General features: G+C 52.0%; 14 protein-coding genes. 3 read left to right on the forward strand and 11 right to left on the reverse strand.

Translation table 11 applies throughout. The annotated features are described in order from the left end of the window. Nucleotides 1-128 precede the first annotated feature (128 nt). The 6 genes from SJY36_RS00225 to SJY36_RS00250 form a co-directional block, all read right to left on the reverse strand. Entirely contained in the window at nt 129-596 is a 468-nt protein-coding gene (locus SJY36_RS00225) for a hypothetical protein (RefSeq protein ID WP_263955040.1), read from the reverse strand. Beyond that, a complete protein-coding gene (locus tag SJY36_RS00230; protein ID WP_092841447.1) occupies nt 596-1,012 on the reverse strand; it encodes a type II toxin-antitoxin system VapC family toxin in 417 nt (138 codons plus the stop codon). The genes SJY36_RS00225 and SJY36_RS00230 overlap by 1 nt, the downstream gene beginning before the upstream one ends. Then, nucleotides 1,012-1,257, reverse strand: a complete 246-nt coding sequence (locus SJY36_RS00235; RefSeq protein WP_092841449.1) for a type II toxin-antitoxin system VapB family antitoxin — start codon at nt 1,255-1,257, stop codon at nt 1,012-1,014. The genes SJY36_RS00230 and SJY36_RS00235 overlap by 1 nt, the downstream gene beginning before the upstream one ends. Before the next feature lie 142 nt (nt 1,258-1,399). Continuing rightward, nucleotides 1,400-1,981 (reverse strand): DUF882 domain-containing protein, encoded by a 582-nt coding sequence (locus SJY36_RS00240; RefSeq protein ID WP_299720623.1) that lies wholly within the window; start codon nt 1,979-1,981, stop codon nt 1,400-1,402. 139 nt (nt 1,982-2,120) lie between these two features. Next, nucleotides 2,121-3,959 (reverse strand): ParB/RepB/Spo0J family partition protein, encoded by a 1,839-nt coding sequence (locus SJY36_RS00245; protein WP_386172213.1) that lies wholly within the window; start codon nt 3,957-3,959, stop codon nt 2,121-2,123. Nucleotides 3,960-4,022: 63 nt separating this feature from the next. Next, on the reverse strand, nt 4,023-4,418 hold the full coding sequence (locus SJY36_RS00250; protein WP_386172216.1) for a DUF3768 domain-containing protein: 396 nt from the start codon (nt 4,416-4,418) through the stop codon (nt 4,023-4,025). A 422-nt stretch (nt 4,419-4,840) separates the two neighbouring features. Between SJY36_RS00250 and SJY36_RS00255 the strand changes: the two genes are divergently transcribed. Further along, the gene (locus SJY36_RS00255; protein WP_386172218.1) at nt 4,841-6,013 is read left to right on the forward strand and encodes a DUF3644 domain-containing protein; all 1,173 of its coding nucleotides are present in this window, start codon (nt 4,841-4,843) and stop codon (nt 6,011-6,013) included. Nucleotides 6,014-6,233: 220 nt separating this feature from the next. On the opposite strand, the gene SJY36_RS00260 is transcribed toward SJY36_RS00255, so the two are convergent. After that, nucleotides 6,234-6,749, reverse strand: coding sequence for a hypothetical protein (locus SJY36_RS00260; RefSeq protein ID WP_386172221.1), 516 nt, complete (start codon nt 6,747-6,749; stop codon nt 6,234-6,236). Between the two features lie 373 nt (nt 6,750-7,122). On the opposite strand from SJY36_RS00260, the gene SJY36_RS00265 reads away from it, so the two are divergent. Continuing rightward, nucleotides 7,123-7,386 carry a hypothetical protein gene (locus tag SJY36_RS00265; RefSeq protein WP_386172223.1) on the forward strand — a complete coding sequence of 88 codons (264 nt, stop codon included), beginning with the start codon at nt 7,123-7,125 and terminating at the stop codon, nt 7,384-7,386. Between the two features lie 258 nt (nt 7,387-7,644). Next, complete coding sequence (locus tag SJY36_RS00270) at nt 7,645-8,316, forward strand: SOS response-associated peptidase (RefSeq protein ID WP_386172226.1); 672 nt, start codon at nt 7,645-7,647, stop codon at nt 8,314-8,316. 8 nt (nt 8,317-8,324) lie between these two features. On the opposite strand, the gene repC is transcribed toward SJY36_RS00270, so the two are convergent. The 4 genes from repC to SJY36_RS00290 all read right to left on the reverse strand — a co-directional run bounded on the left by repC (nt 8,325) and on the right by SJY36_RS00290 (nt 13,930). Further along, the gene (repC, locus tag SJY36_RS00275) at nt 8,325-9,560 is read right to left on the reverse strand and encodes a replication initiation protein RepC (RefSeq protein WP_386172229.1); all 1,236 of its coding nucleotides are present in this window, start codon (nt 9,558-9,560) and stop codon (nt 8,325-8,327) included. A gap of 605 nt (nt 9,561-10,165) precedes the next feature. Beyond that, nucleotides 10,166-10,930, reverse strand: a complete 765-nt coding sequence (locus SJY36_RS00280; protein WP_386172232.1) for a hypothetical protein — start codon at nt 10,928-10,930, stop codon at nt 10,166-10,168. Between the two features lie 203 nt (nt 10,931-11,133). Next, nucleotides 11,134-12,144, reverse strand: coding sequence for an RcgR family putative quorum lactone hydrolase (locus tag SJY36_RS00285; protein ID WP_386172235.1), 1,011 nt, complete (start codon nt 12,142-12,144; stop codon nt 11,134-11,136). After that, entirely contained in the window at nt 12,134-13,930 is a 1,797-nt protein-coding gene (locus tag SJY36_RS00290; protein WP_386172238.1) for an RcgA family putative transporter, read from the reverse strand. The genes SJY36_RS00285 and SJY36_RS00290 overlap by 11 nt, the downstream gene beginning before the upstream one ends. Nucleotides 13,931-14,096: the final 166 nt, after the last annotated feature.

The following is a 14,096-nucleotide window of genomic DNA, read 5'->3' on the forward strand; positions in this document are numbered from 1 at the left end:
TGGCCTTGGATGTAGACCCATAACAGGAAGCGCCCATAGATCGTGGTGGGGTTATCTATCACTGGTCTCGATCTCAGGGGACGCCAGCTGAACCAGTGCAGCCTTCATGAAGCGGTCATATTCAACACTCATGTTTGGTCCTCCAAAAATACCTTCGTAAGCCCGCGTGCGGTCTTGATGTGGGGGTGTTTGGTGCCGTTGCTGAGATAGTCTTCAAGCCGCGCCCGTAACTCGCTGTTTTCAGGCTGTATCATCATGTCACGATTAACGTCTGCTCGTCGCAATCGCATTTTCCACTCGGCGTCTTTCGCTGGATCGTATGGATCAGCGTCAAATGCTTTCTCAATGACTGCATCTGCTGTGGCGCGGACGTACTCTTGGTCAACCAACCCGTCGCTATCAAAGCGCCAAAGTGATCCGTTCTGCCACGCAATATCCCCGTTATCGTAAATGAGGGCAGTCACCGCCTGCATGATCTTGCCTGACAGTTCGGCATAACCGACCTCGCCCCTATAGATCGCCATAGAGCTGGATAGTGGCATTTTGTAGGTCATTTCCGACTCTGGATCACGTAGAAAAAATGCACTCTTTGTCATTACGCCATATCCGTTTTTGCAAAATCATCGCCCTTGTAGAGCAACGGACTGTTGAACGCTTTTGCGCAGGCGTAGGCAAAGCAATCGCCAAAATTCAGATCAGCTTCATGGCCGACAAACTTGCCGTAGCAGGCTGCGACCGCCAAGGCTTTGTCGCCGATAGTGCCTGTGATCGTGATTTCGTTTGCATTGATGCTATGGAAAAAGGTTTCGACAACAGTGCCAGCCGCTTCAAACTGTTCTGGTGTCGGACGCACCTTTCCACTTCGGGAACGGGCCACGGCAGCAACGGCCTCAAACTTGACCAACGGCGATACATCAAATTTGCCGTTGTGGGCCTCCATGCGCTTTACGATTTCCTCAAAGCCAGCTTCACGATTGATGATCGCAACGACTACGGACGCATCAACAAACATTACTGGTCGCTCCAAATATCGTCAGCAAAGGCCTTCTGGTCGAAGTCAGGATCAACGGGACCGATTTCGTCAGCTTTGGCTTGCACGGCGGCAATCTTCTCCATCAAGGGAACCTTGCGCTGGATGGAAGCCAAACCTTCAAGCAGGGCTTTGCGCACGGCTGCGGTCTTAGAATCTGCGCCAGACAATTTCTGATACTTGATAGCCAAGTCGTCCACGCTGTCGTCTTTGATGTAGAGGGGCATGATAGGTATATCCTTTCTTTGGCATGAGTATATCCCACATAGGATATTCTGGCAATACTAAAAGGATATACCGAAAAACGGCCCCGCTGCAAAATAGTAACTGCAAACGGGGCCAAGTGCATCCTCACCACAAGGAAACTGTCTATCCACTCCAACGCCGCCCCTCTGGACCAACATCAATGTGGGTAAAATCGGCGTAGCGGCCTAGTCCATGAACCCCGTAGGACTCGGCGTAGCCAACAACGAGGGCAGGGCTGACGCCAACCATGTTGAAGTCACATGCTCGGCCTTGGACGTGTTGCGAATTGCGGGCTGCGCCTTCGATGGTTGCGTTGCGGCTGGCAGTGCGGAACCCTGAATTGACCAGTATCAGTTTGGGTTCTGCAAAATCGAGCGACATACGCGTTTGGATCAACGCCAGATCGCCAAACAACAGTGGGTCAATCTGGCGGTGCGCACCGCCTGCACGCCAGTCGCGCCACAGCCAATTCAGCTGTTGAAGGTTACTGTTGTCATATCGCTGGCCGGTGCGGAAACGCACGGCCAGCCTGTCCCCATTGGTGTTCGCAACCAAGATACGATCATAGCCAATTTCTGCCCAAGGGGTATCTTGAGCAATACAAATAGCCGGTGCCGCAAGCAGCATGGATGCCATCACGGCTGTCTTTATGAACTCTCTTTTCGATTGCATTGCTATGTCCATTTCCCAAACGGTGGGGATCATCGTATGTGTAAACGCAACAAAACAATATTACAATATCGTCACTTCATTGCCATATTGCCACTACACAAGGGAGCCGTGAGTTAACGAGTGTCTTGGTTTATCAAGGGGGGCAGGGCGCTTGTGCGCCCCGCTCCGTGCTTCAAACCATGCCTTCGGGCAACCATGCTGCGATGCGGGCTTCTTGGGTCTCTGTGACGCCAAGGGCCTTGCGTGTTGCTTCGTCGCCAAACAGCCTTTCCAGCTTCGCGGCCTTTTCGCCCTTTTTCAGCCCCGCAAACGTCTTGGCCGCGTCGTGGCTGTCCGTTAGGTCCAACAATTCGTTCCACAAGTCGATCATGTAAGGGCCACCAACACGGCTAAAGAAGTTCTCTGCGGTCGGCGTGAAGTGTTCCCGCGTGACCTTCTTCGTTTTCTCGTCAATCAACTCGCCAAGATCGGCATGTGAAATTGAAAGCTGCCCGATCAGGGCCCGCACAAGCATATCCATGCACTTCTTATGGCCGCGCTTGCGGAATGCGGTGAAGTCCTCGGCCTTGCTGCCCTTGCTCTCAACCGGTTCGGGCAACGTCAGCCGCTTGTCCTGCGTGTAACCTGTCTCACATTCTGGCACGTTCGCCAGATAGGGCAGAGACACGTCATAGGCATGAATGCGCTGCCAACCCTTCGATTGGGTCAACTGGAAAGCCAGTAGATCAAGGGCAAGGGTCGGGTCGTCCAGTAGCGCGTTCTGACGTGCGCCAATGACGATCCGGTCAAGGTCTTCCTGCAACTTCGCAGAAATGGGTGACTTCTTCGGTGTCTCTTTATGCGCCGATTTCTTCAAGACGCCCGCTGCGATAGCTGCCTCTTGATCTTCTTGCCGCACAAGCCCTTCAATCACCTCTACATCTCCGCTGTGGTCAACGTAGATCACAACGCCTGCATGGGCATGCTGCTCTGCTGTGAAGCCCCCATCGGCCTTTGCCTGCAATTCCAGAAATTCAGCCGTTCCAGCTTCATCGCAAGCGTCACCGTTTACCAGTTCGCCCAACTCGTCGTAGCGGTCACTTTCTTCCTCGGTCAACACACCTTCGACCTTGTAGACCCGCGCCATCTTCGTACGATTGATCGTATCGCTATAGACATAATCGTCCGTGATACCCTCGCCCCAAGTCCATCCGTTGTCTGCCGCGATCTGCGCGGCGGTGCTGGCAAGCTTCGCCTCAAAGCACCCCTGCAAAATCGCGGGATCGTCAAAGATCGTTTCATCTTCAAACAGATCGCCGCCGACACGGCCACCTGCGGCTTTGTAGTCCTCAACGCCAACAAAAACAGCGCGACGGTCACTGCCTTTTACGTGATCAGGCTTCAAGCCTTCCTTGATCTGATAATCGGACATTGCGCCCCAACCCTTCGTGCCGTTCGCTTTCACACGCTCCAACACTTCAAGGGTCAGCTTTTCGTCATTGCTAATCGTGAACGCCTTGGCTTGGGACATGCTGATTTCGCTGGCCTTCAACGCATCCAAAACATCCGTGTGCAGTCCTGCCATTGCCAAGCGGCGATAGACCTTCTTTTCGGTCGCGCCATATGCCACGGCGATCTGTCCTGCGGTCAAACCTGTCTTCTCCAATGCGCCGTAGTCGCGGATTTCATCGGCAGGGTGAAGGTCTTGGCGTTGTGCGTTCTCACTGGTCGCCCAGAGTTTTGCGGTATCTTCATCGGCTGCAATCTGAACCTGCACGTTCTGAAAGCGCGGATCGTCCTGCAACAAAGCAAGGGCGCGGTAACGCCGCCCGCCAGCAACAACACCAACGCCATCGGTACCGTCATGGCGGAACCCTGCAAGGTTATGGATCAGGCCAGCGATTTTGATGTTCTCGGCCAGCGATTCGATTTCACCTTCGGAAACCACTGTGCGCGGGTTCAAAGGAGAAACATAAAGATCAGCAAACGCTACGGTTTCGGTGATCTGCGGGATTGTTGTTTGGTCAGTCATTTTTCTATCCTAGATATGGTGATGGGTTTGGGGGGAACGCCCTTCGTCGGGCGCTCTCGATTTTCAGTAGTCAGAGGGAAAAAGGATCGTCATGACCCGCTTGGTTTGCTCCAAGTCGGTTGGGTCTTCGGCTCCATATTCAAGCTTCCAATCGTAGAGGTCGATCTTGAACCAAATGGTCTTGGTCTCGCCGCCTACGGTGATTTCCACCGCACCAAAACAGTGATCCCCATAAGGGTCGTTATCTTCGGTAAAGTCAGAAAACTGCTGGATTGCCTGCATCAGTCGTACCATCCAAGCAGGGCTTAATGCTGCCACTGCTCGCGTCATGACGATCTGGCCGGGGATCGTAAAATCCGCCCCCCATGTATTGCGAAAACGGTCATTGTGTTCCGCGATCAGCTTGGCCTTTTCCGCCGCCTCAAAATCTTCTTCGGGAATTGAAAGCGCATTGTTCATATCGTGTTCCTTTGTGGTGTGGTCCGTTCTGGTGTTTCCCAAAATCGGACAAGGGTTCTGGAAGGACCGCGAAGCGGTGCCTCTCCTGAAACCTTGGCCCTCGCCGAGAGCAGGGGGGGAACCGATGCAATGCTGAAATCCAGCCCAAAGGGGAGGGGGATCACCCGGCAACGCAGCCCTTAGGGACCGTTGGTGGGGACACCCCTTTGGGCGCAGTATTTCGGGGTTGCATTGGGGGACCGGCGGTCCCCGAGACGTCGTGCAGCGGCGTTCGGCTTGCCCGAACCCTAAGCGACCAACAAAGACTCAGGGTGTGAAACGTCAGATGACTTTGACCTTTCCGTCAAAAACTGACCTAATTCTCGAAACCTGATCGACAGTCGTTGAAGCCGTCGCCGAAAATAACAGAAAGATCATAGGGGTTGGCACGTAGAACCGGAAAAACGCTTGAAAAGTGGGAAGTGGCAATTGTGAAGGCGATGCTGCAGAAGAACTACGTACCGCAAGACGTTCACGCTTATTTTTCAAGACCAACACGCTCTGTGAACCAAGCTCGGATATCCCAAATCAAAGATGGGAAGATGCATGCGGCTATCAAACCGGCAAGCGACGTCGAACTGGACGCTTTTCTGAATGCATGGCCGGACATAGACCCAGCAACGGGGCTTCATCTCAAAGGTGACGAGTTACTGGTCAAAGCTCGGGAAGCGATGATAGCGGCTGTTCATACATTCAACAGCGCCGGTTTGTTTTTCCGCGCAGAACTTTTCATCGTCACAAGTGTCATTGCTTGGACGTATCTGATGCATGCCTACTACAAGCGGGAAGGCGTGGACTATCGGTACAAGAAGGCTGGGATCGTCCAGAAAACGAAGCACGGTGCTGACAAGTATTGGGAACTAGGACAATGCCTTTCTCATGGTGGGTGTCCGATTGAGAAGGGCGTTGTTGATAACCTCAACTTCCTTACAGAAATCCGGCATGAAATCGAACATCAATCCACTGACCGGATTGACGCCGCTCTCAGCGCCAAGCTGCAAGCGTGTTGCATCAACTTCAACGATGCGATCAAGACCCTATTTGGCAAGGAGTTCGCATTGGAAAAGCGGCTACCTATAGCACTTCAATTCGTCACCTTCGATGGAGGCCAGCGGGCCAGTTTGGTTGGTCAGGATTTGCCACCAAATGTAGCGACGGCAATGGATGACTTTCACAATGGTCTGACTGATGCGGAACAATCCGATCCCAAGTTTCGCTATCGCGTGGCCTTTGTACCAAAGGTGGCGGGCAAGGCGTCAAAATCTGACTTGGCTGTAGAGTTTGTCAAAGCTGGAACACCGGAAGCAGAAGATGTTGAGAGAGTGCTTCTGAAAGACACAGAACGACCAAAATACCGCCCGACGGCGATAGTTGCCAAGGCAAAGGCCGCTGGCTTTGCACAGTTTGCAATTTTTGATCATACGCAGCTGGTGAAACAGCTCGACGCTCGTAGCCCTGGGAAGGGATATGGCGTCGAGGTTGCCGGTCAGTGGTATTGGTACGATGGGTGGTTTGAGAAGGTCATGGAAAAACTTAACGAAGGATGGACCCGTTAACAAAAGGGGGTCTAACTTTCGTCAACGGACCGTGCGCCGCGCTTCAAAACGGTCTAGACCGTTTTCTTGACTTTGTGGCCACAAAAGCCTATACCCTCTTTAGGCGTCCGGCTGCGTTGCTTCCGGCGTCATGTGCGCCCTTGATGGCCGTGTATACCAACGGTAAGGCACGAATGTAATTCTCGGAAGGCTCAACCATCAAAGGTTGAGCCTTTTGAGTTTAAGGCACTCTTTCGTTTGAAAACAGGCACTTCCGGGCATAGTAACTGGCCCGATTGAATTTTTTACTAGCATACATATTACCGGTCTTCGCATAGACACTCAGAACTGTCAGCAACACTCCGGGCGGGCTGGGTTCAAAGCAAAAAAACACGGCCCACGATTCGCCTTCTACGGGTTCAATCAGGATGAGATTTGACCCTTTGTTGAAGTCCTGCGAAATGCCAGCGTGACCATCTGCTACAACAAAGTTCTTCATAACTTGGGGCAGCAAAAGCGACACCGCGTAGCGATCTGGACAGAACGTGCGCCAAGTTCCACTATGATCTTGCAAGTCACGGCGTTGCCCGTGTGTTGCTCGATCTGAAAAAACATGCGTAGAGAACCGGAGTACAACGCGAAGGTCACAACCATCTTTGCTTTTGCCGACCATATCATATCCCTTTGCATCAAGATGCCCTAACGAATGGGTCTCACCTTCGACAAAAAGCGGCTTATGGATCAGAGGAATAGACATCCAAGGCGTTTAACCACCTCGTACCGATTATTCCATAGCTATAGCGGCAATGCTGCGCATGTGTCCCAACGCCTTCCCTCAAAACTGAGATAGAAGGGGCTGTCTGCCCCTGCGCCCTGCAGGCCGCTCCCCCGAGGATTTTTTGGGGAAGATGAATGAAACGATTTTAAGGGTAGATTGGCGGACAACACCCTATCGGTGTGCGGGATGGGTACATAATATTGTTGTATTATAAACAATATTGTAATATTGCAGAGAGCTGCGGACCTAGCAGGGATGCGACGGTGCGTGGAAGGTGAAAAAAACTCCGGTTGGATTTACCGAAAGGGCCGGGACCGCAAGGTTTCGGTCCTTTTTCTTTGAGAGGACGCAAATGAAATTCGTTTTGATATTGGTGCTGTTCAATTTTCAGTCGGGGTCAGAGGTGATCACAGCGGAATTTGACGACATGCAAGCCTGCGAAGACGCTGCGCTGCGCAGGTTTCAGGGCGTGGACGCTGCTGTCGAGTTGCGGACGCTGGTGCCTGTCGAGGGTGCAACCGTGCTCGATGGCACGATGATAGCCTATAATGCTGATGGTGCGGAAACGGGAATGTATAGTTGCAGCCCATCACGCTCGACAACTTTGGGAGAATAGAATGCTGGAAGAACTGAAGTGGGCTTGGGCGAAGATCGTTACCCTCTGGGCAGATCGGGCCTGCCCTGGGCGGGGATGCAGCGAAGGAAATGGCGCGGCTCTGTAAGAGACGTTGAATGACTATCGCAGCACCAGGCGCAGGGTGGAGCTGTTCTGGGTGTAAGCCGTCCTATGCCGGCTGAAACCTAGAGCTGGTCGCACGCTTGCGTGCGACGCCCCAAAAATTTCACTATAAGGGTGAAGAACGGGGCCCAAACAATGTGCAATCTTTACTCCAACACCATCCCGCAAGAAACGATGCGAAGGCTATTTGACGTAAAACCCGAGAATGATCAGCTCGGAAATGCGCAACCTCTGCCAGCAATTTTTCCAAAAGGGGCCGCTCCAATTATCACTCTTGACGCTGGTGGTGAGCGACGCTTGGAAATGTCTCACTGGGGTTTCGTGCTGCCGCAAAAATCCAAAGTGACGGGAGAACCAATCCAGCCCAAGGCCGTGAACAATGCGCGTGACGACAAGCTGCTGACTTCGAGATTTTGGAAAACCAGCTTTGAAACGCGGCGTTGTCTCGTTCCTGCGACCAGTTTTTGTGAGGCCAAGGGAAAAAAACCGGCGACGTATTACTGGTTTGGGCTGAAAGGTGAAGACGCGCGACCGCCGTTTGTATTTGCCGGGGTTTGGCGGTTTTTCAAAGGCCAATACGGACAAGAAGAACGGTCGCTGGTGACATCCTCGATCATTACGACAAAGCCCAATGAACTGGTGCGCGACGTGCATCCAGACCGAATGCCCGTGATCCTGTCGCCTGAAAATCTCGAAGTTTGGCTTCACGGTTCGCCCGAAGATGCCTTTTCGTTGATTGCACCTTTTCCATCCGAACAAATGACGATCCACAAGCACGGGGAAGCGCTCAAATCTGACGCTGGATAGCAAAACAATCATCTGTTCTGCTCATCTTTGCGCTCGGCCAATGCTTTCAAGCTACCTACAAGATTCAGAGTTCCGTTGCGGGCTGCACTGGTCATACCCCGAAGGTATCCGCCGGGGTTTTGAACACGGATTTCCGGTGTAAACCTGTTTGCATCCGTGATGATCAAGGCGAGAAGGGCGTCATTGTGACCCATCACTTCGCAAGCGTCACGCCACGCCGTTTGATTTATGCCCAATTCGGGAAGCATCTGCACGGCTGCAGCAGAAACGTCATGCTCGGTGGGTTGTCGTCCGCAGGTCCTCGCGTCGATGTAGAGCTGCATGTCCGGTGATGCGAGGCCATAAAGGATCGGTCCTGATAGCTTTAATCGAATTTCGCCCTTGCTTGTCTCGCACGACTTTTCATTATTTTTTTCTCTGCAATGTTCAGGGCCGTTAGGCTCTGAACCAACAAATCCAGAGTGCGTGGGCTTGCCCGCGCTCCTTTTATTCACGCTTGCGTTACAGACAGGATTTAAGTCTTGGGTTGTATCTTGTATATAGGGGGTTGCACTTGTGCTGCACCCGTGTTGCATATTTTGTGTTTCATCAAGCAAAATGATGGTTTGCTGTGTGAGTAAGTCGGCCTCTGCGACGTGCTGACGAAGATCGTCCATGTCGATCCGCCTCAGTTGCCGTGCATCCGGCCACGCTTCGTATTCAGCTTCGATCTGCGACGTGTCGGCCCCAAGGTCGGCCAGGTCATTGATCGCGGCCTTTAGGTGGCCCTTGTGGATGCTGCGTGTGTTGCACAGGAGGTTGCGCTCTTTGTTTAGCGCGTCCTGTTGGTGCTGGTGCGCCAGCATGGCGGGGACCAGGGCGATTGCGCACGAGAAGAACACACCGCACCCATCAAACCCTGACCTGCCGCCATGCGCCATTGTGCGTTTGTCGATCAGGCCCACGTCGGCAAGCCGCTTTTCATGTCGGGCGATACTGTAACGGGATTTGCTGCGTCTCGCGGCAATCTCGCCCTGCCTACGGTAGCAACAGGGTTCGCGGTCCGGCGACTTCCAGTCGCTTGGCCGGGGATCTTCGGCCATGCGGACGAAAGTGGAAATTTCCGCGTCAGTTAGATTGAACATCGTCGGTGCGACGTTCTCAAACAAACGGATGAAGCCGTCACGCTCCATGCCGTCTGGTAGGGTGGGAAACCCTTCGGTGTGGTGATCGTATTGCTCAATACGAGCTGCAATGCTGTGCATGTCTCTGTCCTTGCTCGGTTTAAGCCGGGCGGAAGCAGGCAATTCTTTATGGTTCGCACAAATGCGTTTTTAGTTGCCAGCTTTGGAAGGGGGTGATAAAACCGAGATCAACAGCTTTTTTGATCTGCTAAAGAATTGGCGTTCTTTGGTTTCAGAACCCCCCCGTTAGGTTTCCGCCTTGCGGGGGTTTCTACTTTCTAGGGCTGTTCTCTCCTTTCGATTCTCTTTTTTCCGACGCTCTCAGAATACAGGGTATTGGCCGTTCGGCTATAGTACCTACTGTATGATGCGCCTTGGTCTAACTCTTGTGGCGTTTGGAAGGGTCAGACCAAGATGCAGATGTAGCGAGCGCACAAATGCGTTTTTTTCTTGCTTGCCATGTGGGTGGGGTGTTAGAACCGGACTTGAAAATTCTTGTAGCCGCTTGGGACGCCAATCCCTTGGTTCTAAACCCCCCGTACAGGTTAACCCCTCTGCGGGGGTTTCTCGTTGTACGGCGGGAACTGCTCCTCTGCCTGTTGATTCTTATTATTTGTGAAGACAGGCATACAACGTCTGGATGCCTGTCGCAATTATAGTATTGTTCGTTCGGCGTCATACTACGCCTAGTAGTTGACCTGCTCGAAGCCGTAGTTGCCTTCATAATCCCGCCATTCCACGAAAACAGAGCGATGGAAAATTGACGGGCAGTTGCTTGGATAGTTCTCAAGCCCCGTGTGCGCTGCAGGAAGTGAGCGATAGTCGCTTGATCCGGTCCAGCGAAAATCGCCCTGTGTCCCATAGGTCCCGACGCGCATGGAGAATGATCTGTTGCAATCGTCGTCGCGCCCGCTTTCGCGCTGGCTTGCATAAGTGACGTTGTAGACCCGGATGGACCTCACAAAATTGAACTCTTGCCCACTGATGTCGATGTCAGCGCCGCCCCCATCTTGAACAAGTTGCAACGCGTAGCCTTCTGGGAGAGGGGCCGCAGTCCCGCCGCTGCGTCGAACAACGGCGGGCTGTGGCTCAAGCGCGAAATCCGTGAGTGGTGCGCTTGGGTACGACTGCTGTGGTGCCACATCGTCCAACTCTAGGAGAATGTCGTAGATGCGGTCGGCAGTCAGGGTTTCAGGATCAACAGTGTAGGCCGCGCCCATCGGACAGCGCCAGATTTGCAACGGGGGTTCAACAGGCCAAGGTGTGATCCTGCGGATGAACTCAGCGCGGGCGCGAGCGCATGGGACAGATGCGGGCCAGCCTCCCGATAAGCATAACAAAATTGCGCAATCAATCTGATAGGTCTGGGCTTGCGCGCGTTCCGATGCCGCTGCGATGCCGACTACGGCGGTTGCCAGTGCCAGTGCGCTTGTGCGGAGAATGTTCTTCATGATGTTCCCCTTTCGAAGTAAGATATTATAACGTCGTGATACTGTTATAATATTGTTTAATCGAAAGAAGGGACTTAAATCAAGTGATTGTCGTGGGTCAGTTCGCGGCTAATGTGTCATTTCACCCTGTTCAGCAATGGACGTCAATGAACGTAGGCTTTCGCTTAGCGTAGGATTCCACACTCTCCCACAATGGACCCAGGTTACAAGCGGGGTCGCTTAAGTAACCGCTTCAAGCCCCATCCAGCCACAAGGATGTGGGGTGGTAGTGCCAAAGAATAGTGACCACAATTTAGCTCCGATAAGCTCGGTTTGGCTCCAGCTTCTAGCAACTTATCAATGAACGGCTTCGATATGTTTGGCAGTACAACCGTATCCCTCTTTGCCAAAACGGCATGAAGGTCTAAGTCCGGCCGTGCCAATCTATCAACGTAGTTTTCCAAGTTGAGTGGACCCCAAGCCGATCTGAGAGTGGGAAGATCAATCTCTGGTTCAAGGCTTTGGCGTATCTTTTGCGTAGCACGACCTGTCCAAACCATGTCCGCGAGACTACCCGCAGTCAAAAACAACGATGCCTTTTTTACAGATGGTTCGTGCGCTGCTACCAGTCCCGCAACCCATGATCCTAGGCTCATACCTAGAACCGAGACATCGCCATATCCTTCAGACTTTAACCAGCCTATCAATCTACGCCCATCAAGCACTGCCTGCCGCATAGACTGCATTGTTCGACCGAGGTTTGAACTAAGAATGTAGTCGGCATGATTTGAACCTGGGCGACTGCGCTCAAAATGGTAGGGCATGGCAATCTCAACAACCGTGATGCCCCGTTTTGAGAAAAAGCTCGCGATCTGACGGTTACGCTTGCTTGCATTCCAGTGATGGAAAACCACTAGAGCATGATCGAATGATCCGCTTTCTGTCACTTTCGCCCAAACTAGGTTGTTTTCCTCGATTTCTGTAGAAATCCTTGAGGGAAATTTGATCCACCCATTGAATATTTCAAAACCGGAAATGCTTGAACTAGGATCATCAAAGAACGTGCTATCGTCTACGGCTTCTCCTGCAAGTTCACAAAAATCGGCGAGGCTGGACGTTTCCCCTGCGCGCGGAAACGCAACCTTAGCGTCAAGTTCAAATTCGGCAGTTTTCTTTACTTCATCGCCACGCTGCGCCCGCTGTTCGTCCCAATTATCCAACCATTTATGATACAATCTGATCACCCTTCCGTCCGCCCGCTGTTCGTTTACCTAAATCGGGATCAAAGAGGCCATACACAGCGATCATAATTCCGAAAAACAGTAGGATCGAAAAGCCAGTAAAAGCCCCGATCATTAGATAGCTAATTGTTAAGAGAGAAATGATTGATGTCATTTTCACCCAGGCACGATGAAACGAGCTATCAAAACCAATTCTTATGGATCCATACAAAAATGGGATGCAGGACGCCAATGTAACCAACAGACTAGTGTAGTGTGTCGGCCGACTTAGTGTATTCTCAGGGTTTGTTACCTCTGATCCGCCCAACGCTGAAAGTATGTCGTCCACCAGCCAACGTGGAAAACTTGTTCCGCTCGATGTCAAATAGAAGCTTTGTAACTTCATGCATGTTGCGACCATGATCCCCAAAAGAGTGCAGCGGAATATCCCACGCATCACTCGCAAGCTCACATCATGAGTGTCCTTTTCTGAGGCATGTTCTGAGTGACGGGCAATGTCCCAGAGGTCGTAGGCCAGCGTATAGAGCAATATGAGCCCGACAAAGAAAAGATAGAAACAGAGACACATGTACAGGTAGGCCAACCCTGTGAATCCAAGAGCTTGCGGCACCGATATGGCGTCTGGACGCACGAGCGCCAAAGTCCCCCAGTCAATAGCGTAATCGCCCCCTCCGCTGGTCAACGAGGTAAAGCGAACACCTATCCATTGAAAAAGGCCCGCGAAGCCGACGCACATGACAAAAACAGACCAGTACGTTAAGGATGAACCCTTAATCCTACGAGACCAATCAATCACACTTCTCTCTCGATCACCCTCCGCCAAGAACGTCAAACGTCCTTCATTTTTCCAGAAATGGATCAACTCAATAACGAATGCACAAAACAGCGGTAGGAAGACCATAAATAAGATCGTCCAATTTGGTGCCCAGATGAAACCGACTTGCTTCAAAGACGCACCTGTATCGCCATAGGTAACACTATGGATACCTAAGAAATACGACGATAGCCCAAGCGCTACAGCGCCCGCAAAGATGCAGGAGGGTAGGTCTAGTGGTGAACCAGAGAAAAATGCTTCGGAACGCCTTGCAAGACTGAAGCCTCGTATTTTTTCTGGAAGAACAATGGTTTTTGCGCTCTTTTCTTCCGGCGGATCGGTTGCCTGCTTTTTCTTCGCGGCTCTTCTTTGGCTTTTCAGTCGTTCTTTGGCTGCCGTAAGTTCAGCTTGCCAGAGACTAGTGGCTTCGGGATCGCGACACCCAAAAATCTGTGCAAGCCAACGTATGTTATCTGCACCTATACCATTGTCGTTTGCTTGGAACCAAAGTTGAACAGTGCGCAGGTCGATACCTTTGTTGTTGCCGCTAAGATCGCAAATGGCTTGGGTTAGCGTTTCAGGCGTCCAAGGGCCATCTGGGAAGCCATGCAGGTCCAATGGCCGGCCTGCACCCTCCGCCGCAAGACGAGCAAAAAGTCGCTTAAAATTGTCCCGACTTCGCTGCGGTGCAACAAAATATTTCCCGTTCATATTCAAAATGTTGCAACTCTTTTTTTCGTTCTCTTTCGTTGTTTTGCATTCTTTATCGTGCGTCCGCGGAGATAGTAAGCACAACTGAAGCGCGAACCTTATTCGGCGCTTTTCAGCCAAAATCTGCGGGGAACTTAAAGTGACAAATTCTGCTGACACAGCAACCACGACAAAACTAAAAGTAATGCCAAAAGTTTCGAAGACGACACGAAGTGAGTCTGAGGCGCGTAAAACCGCCGAACCGATCAAGTTCATTCTTGATCAGGAGACTCGGGACGTCGTTGGGTGGCTTTACAAATGGAACACCGGCGCACTCGTTCCGATGTGGAAAGATGGCAAGTGTGAGAATGTCATCTACGAATAATCTTTGTGAATGCAGAGCATCGAAAATGTTAAACTAAGGTCAGCACTACTGACTTAT

Source organism: Sulfitobacter sp. R86518, assembly GCF_042466275.1.
Taxonomy (GTDB): Bacteria; Pseudomonadota; Alphaproteobacteria; order Rhodobacterales; family Rhodobacteraceae; genus Sulfitobacter; species Sulfitobacter pontiacus.